The following is a 5501-nucleotide window of genomic DNA, read 5'->3' as shown; positions in this document are numbered from 1 at the left end:
TATTAAAGGGCGTAAAACAAAACAGTCCCTTCAGGGTATTTTAGGTGTACGCTATAGTTTCTAATTATATGGTTATTTTTTAGTTATCTTTAAATGTATGATTAGTTTTTTTAAGTTTTTAATGCAGCATCAGAGAACAATTTTTCAGAGCACGCAGCTTCGTTGTTCATGATAAACTGTATTCCCTTATATACTTGATTATGCATTACTTTTTTTGATAAGAAAATTCTGAGGAAATGCTAAAGAAGCACTATAAAAACGCCCTTATATTCTTGATCAAAAAAGTATTTAAAAACTATAAGGAACGGTTTTTTATGAGATAAGGGGGATTTTTAAGAAGGATTATTGCAATCTAAGGTTGAAAATATGTTTTGTAGAGCTAATTACGTTCAGTGTCTATGCAGGCGTGAAAGGGGGGAGGATATGGCTCTACAATATAAATGGAAACGACATTGTTGGATACTCATGTTGAGCAGCTGTTTTGTGCAGGCTGCTGCTGCAAATGAGAGGGGGATACCGCTTTTTTGTCAATCTTCAAGTTATGAAAATAGCAAAATATTTCAGGATCAATACAATGAGGATATGAAAACGGGAAGATGCATACTTGGAGCATCTAATGATGTTATTATAAGGGCGCGTAATGAATTAGACTTTTTAAAAAAGCCTAGCGATTTTACTGAGGATAAGGGCGCTAGAGTGTTTGTGAGTCAACAGGAGCTTGACAGCAGTCATCGTGAAAATGTTGAAAATAATGTACAAGAACACAATACTAAAATTCTTAAAAAACCTGAACTTATTTCCATTAAAGATGGGGCACTGTTAGAAAATTATATTCTTGATAATGAAGGTAAAGCATACATTTCAAATGATGGTGAGATTGATAGCCCAGGGCGATCCATTAATAACACAGTAAGGAATGGTGCAGAGCTTTATGTGTATGCAGGAGGACTCAGTGAGGATAGTAAAATTGAACATGGCGGAATTGAAAATGTTGAGGCTTTAAAGGGAAAACAAGGCTTTTCGAAAAATGCAGTCGTTAAAGAAGGTGGACAACAAAGTGTTGGAAATGGAGGAAAAGTAGAGGGGACTAAAATTTATGGTGGTGAGCAACTTGTTTTCGGGGAGGGGGATGTTGGAGAAGAGGTTAAAGGGAGTAGTGCTTCTCATACTATCATTTATGGTCAAGATGAAACACTAGGCCAACAAAAAGTATATGATGGCGGAAAAGTTTGGAATACGAAAGTTATGCAAGGGGGTGTCCAAGAGGTTGGACAAAAGTCTCAAAGTGCAAAAAATGGTGGTTTTGCATTTGACACAGAAGTTTTTGGCGGTGGTAAACAACGTATCTTAAAAGGCGGTCAGGCTATTGGAGTTATTTTAAATGAGAGTGCTATTCAGGAAATATATACTGATGGATCTGTAAAAAATCTAACAATGAATGATCAAACAAAATCATGGGTGCATGCTGGGGCAACATTAGAAGGAAAGACACAGTTAAATCATTCTGGGCAGATCCATCTTTATGCTGGGAATGATCAACATCATACCATAGTAGAAGATATTATTTTAAATGGAAAAGATACAAAACTGTACTCTATTACTGATGAGTTTGATGGAAAAAGTTCTTTGATACAAAAATTAAGTGGTGAAGGGAGTGTTATTTTTTCGTTTACAGGTTCTGATCCATATTATTCTCAGCTTCATGTGAATAATCTTTCAGGAAATTTACATTTCGCGTTCAATACTACGATTGCCCATAACCGTGGTGATTATCTCTTGGTTGAGAAAGGTGCTGGGAATCATACGATAAGTGTTGCTGATTCTGGAGTTGAAATCACGGATCCTTTTTCAAATAAGCGTGATTTAATTATGGATCAAAGTGGTGGAGCACATTTTACACTGACAGATCTTAAGGGTGACAAAATTAACGCCATTGATGGTGGAACTTATATGTATGATTTGAAAGAAAGAAAGGATGAAAATGGAAAAGTTTGGTTTTTATCTGCAGATCGCCTCAGTGGACCAGAAACCTCTATTCCAGATCCGGAAAATCCTTTTGTTCCTGGTGAAACAACAACGACACCCTCTACAGATGCAGTATTAACGTTGTCCGTAGTTCCTGGACTTATTTTTAATAATGAGTTGCAAATTATACGGAATGGTAGAAAAATTTGGGACAGAAATAAGAAAGATATCGAACTATGGACTTATGGGATTAAGAGCAGAGAACGTGTTGCGACAGGCCATACACACTTTAAGCTTGGGCAAACAGGTTTAGTTTTTGGTGCTGATCAGTTGAGTGAATTAAGGCATGGAGAGTTGTATGTTGGTGGTTTCGGTAGTTATGATCAAGCACGTATTTCTCATGCACGAGGTGGTAATAGTGATCTGAGCTCTTATAGCATTGGAACTTACGCAACTTATTTTGATCATCGCGGATGGTATATGGATGGTGTTTTGAAATATAATTATTACCGAAATAATTTGAAAGCCATATCAACGAATGGTTTAGCCATTCAAAGTCATTACAATCAGTGGGCGATAGGTGGATCATTTGAGATTGGTTGTTATTTTGAACCGGCACAGAATACTTGGATGCAGCCTTATATCAAGCTAACAGGTTTGCAGGTTGAAGGTAAAAGAATAAAACTTTCCAATGGAATGATAGGTGATCTAAGCCCATTAACTTCATTCCGCAGTGAAGTTGGATTGACTGCAGGACATGAATTTTTTGTGAGTTCAGAAACTTCATTAACAGCTTACATTATGGCAGCTTGGTTGCGTGAGAATATAAATAATAATTATACGACAATTAATAACCAGTATAAATTTATTACAGATTTGTCAGGCAGTGCGGGTAAATTGGGAATTGGTTTAAACGGTTCGGTCAATGATAAACTAACACTTTATGCGGAAGCACATTATCTAAAAGGACATAAGATTAAGAATGCTCTTCAAGGTATTTTAGGATTACGCTATAGTTTCTAAATATGTGTGCATGGCTGATTAACTTTACAAATGTAATTGTTTTGCAAACTTAAACAGATAACGTTCGGCTATGTCTTCTCGAGAGTGTAAGGACTTTCTCAAATAGTAGAAATGTCTTTATACTCTTTCTTTTAAAGGCAACATACTGAATTTATAATAATAATTCATTTCTATGCATGGTGAATGAGAGTCACAAAAATCATAGGATTCTCTCATTCCAAATCTGTTTATGTTGAATCAATCAAAATTATTCGCTTGGCACATCGCAAGCGGGATGAAGGTGTGTATAAAAACTATACAAAAAAGAAGTAAAAATGTCTCTGATGAATCGTCTCTAGTGTCAAGGGCTATCACAACATTGGGATGGCAAAGTGTATGATGATACCGGCCCGCTTCTTCATAAGCGTAAAGATTGGGGGTCAATGGCTTTACCGGTATACCATTCATGGATGACGTCGCGAAATGGGCTTGAGTGCATTGAGAGATGTCTCTTTAAAACAAGTGCGTGAATGTACAACCCAATGGCGTTTTGTTTTACGTGAAGGGGGGCGCCATTAAAGGGCACGAGCATTTTTTTCATCTATAATTCCAGATATGCAAATTATTCCTTGAATTTAAGTAAACACTTTGAATTTTATTCAATTTTCTGCCTTAAGTTAGAGCTTTTTAGTGGTTTATAGATAAACAACTTAAAGTTGTTTAAATTAAAAAATACACTAAAAAATTGTATTTAGACATAAATAAAACACATTATGATACAATCTAAAACGAGCTACCTATGTAGCCGCGGGGTATTTTTCTAAATAATTGAGAGTGGAGTGTGGATAATGCGGTATAAATACAAATTAAGTTTTTCAGTATTGATGATCAGTAGTTATCTTGTGCAATCTGCAAGTGTAGTTGAGAGTAGGAATAGAGTGCTAACAAGAGCAACACATGTGGTAAATAGAGAAGAGGAAGAAAAAAAATTAGAACAGATTGCTAGTTTTTTCAAAAATAATATTACGATTGAATATGGTGATATAGAGCTTGTTGAAAATGGAGAAACTTCTGTAGGTTCTACTATTAAAAAAGGAGGGATACAAATAGTTACACGAGCAGGAATTGCAATGAACGCCAAAATTTTGGGAGGTCAGCAGTTTATTCATGAAGAGCCATATATTGATCTTACAAGCGTGGAGAGAAAAAGTAGTGCATATAATTCCACAGTTACTGGGGATGGTGGAACAGTTGGACAGCAGAATGTGTATGATGGAGCGTGGGTTTGGTATACGAAAGTGGGAGATAACGGAGAACAAAATCTTTATGCAGGACAAAGAAAAGAGGGAGGGAAATCAATGTATGCTCAGGTTTCTGGGAATGGGAGACAACACGTTTTAGCGTTAGGAGAATCTTATGCTACTAATTTGAAAGATCATGCTATTCAAGTTGTATATCCTGAAGGGTTTGTGGATGATCTGACTATTAACAACTTTGCTAAATCGTGGTTCCATGTTGGTATACAAGATGTCCTTGGAGAAGTAAGGATCAATGATCACGGAGAACTTTATTTATTCGCTGGTGATAGGACAAATCATACGACTAAGAAAAAAATTCCTATGAAGGACAGAGTGGATGAAATAATATTTGAGGTTGGTGAACGGAATATGGGAGAAAAACCTCAGATTGAAATTGAAGATTTAGGGGGGCACGGAGGGACTGTTATTTTTACTTCTATACCGTATGATCCACGACATATTTCACTTCATGTTAAGAAACTTTCAGGGGATTTACATTTTCGATTCAATATTAATGCTACGGGGAATTCAAGTGATTACTTGTCGATTGATGAAGGTTCAGGTAATCACAAAATAAGCGTTGCAGATTCTGGTCGTGAAATTACAGGTCCTCTCTCACAACAGAATAGTTTGGTCACAGGGATTAATTTAGTTACTGATAAAGTTGGAGGCGCTAATTTTACTCTGGAAGATCTTTCGGGTAAGGACATTACAGCTGTTGATGGTGGAGCCTATCAGTATGTTTTACGAAAGAGAGAAAGATGTGCTGATGCTAGTGGTTATTCTACAATTTGGTATTTAAGTTCAGCCTCTGAAGGTACGACACGTTCGAATACTGAAACACAGTGTGTAAACAAGAAAACGAAGATTCCTCTTGCATTATCTGATCAAGGTGCTTCTTCTAGAGGAAAAAATACAGGCTCTCGTAAACCTACTATAAAGCAACCAGCTAAACCACGACCTCCACGTCATTTAAGAGGGGCACAGAATGTCTCTAGTGTTTCTGTATCTCCCTCTCAAGAAAATCAGACTCTTGTAGCGTTACCTCCATCAGGTCTTCATCCTCTTTCTGATGAAAAACAACAAACTGCTGTTTCAACCTCTTCTCAATCTTTAGCCGATCAAATGATTGTGCGTCCAGTTCATAAAGAACACCCTTTTCCACAATTGAGTGAGAATCTTTCAGTTTCTCACTTTTTGACCACTCCCTCTACAGATGCGGTATTGTCTATGTCT

Annotated in this window: 2 protein-coding genes and 1 pseudogene; all 3 read left to right on the top strand. The window is 36.6% G+C overall.

Annotation, left to right across the window (positions count from 1 at the left end; translation table 11 throughout):
* The first annotated feature begins 423 nt into the window (after positions 1–423).
* A complete protein-coding gene (bafA, locus tag ACFIL7_RS04945) occupies positions 424–2988 on the top strand; it encodes a BafA family autotransporter (RefSeq protein ID WP_375632648.1) in 2565 nt (854 codons plus the stop codon).
* A 314-nt stretch (positions 2989–3302) separates the two neighbouring features.
* A pseudogene (locus ACFIL7_RS04940) lies at positions 3303–3534 on the top strand (integrase); the annotation flags it as partial.
* A 281-nt stretch (positions 3535–3815) separates the two neighbouring features.
* Positions 3816–5501, top strand: a 1686-nt coding sequence (locus ACFIL7_RS04935) for a pertactin-like passenger domain-containing protein (protein WP_375683412.1), incomplete at its 3' end; no start/stop codon positions are given.

This window comes from Bartonella sp. AP3QHHD (assembly GCF_042195765.1).
Taxonomy (GTDB): domain Bacteria; phylum Pseudomonadota; class Alphaproteobacteria; order Rhizobiales; family Rhizobiaceae; genus Bartonella.
The sequence above is the reverse complement of the archived record's forward strand: the minus strand, read 5'-3'. Positions and strand labels throughout refer to the sequence as shown.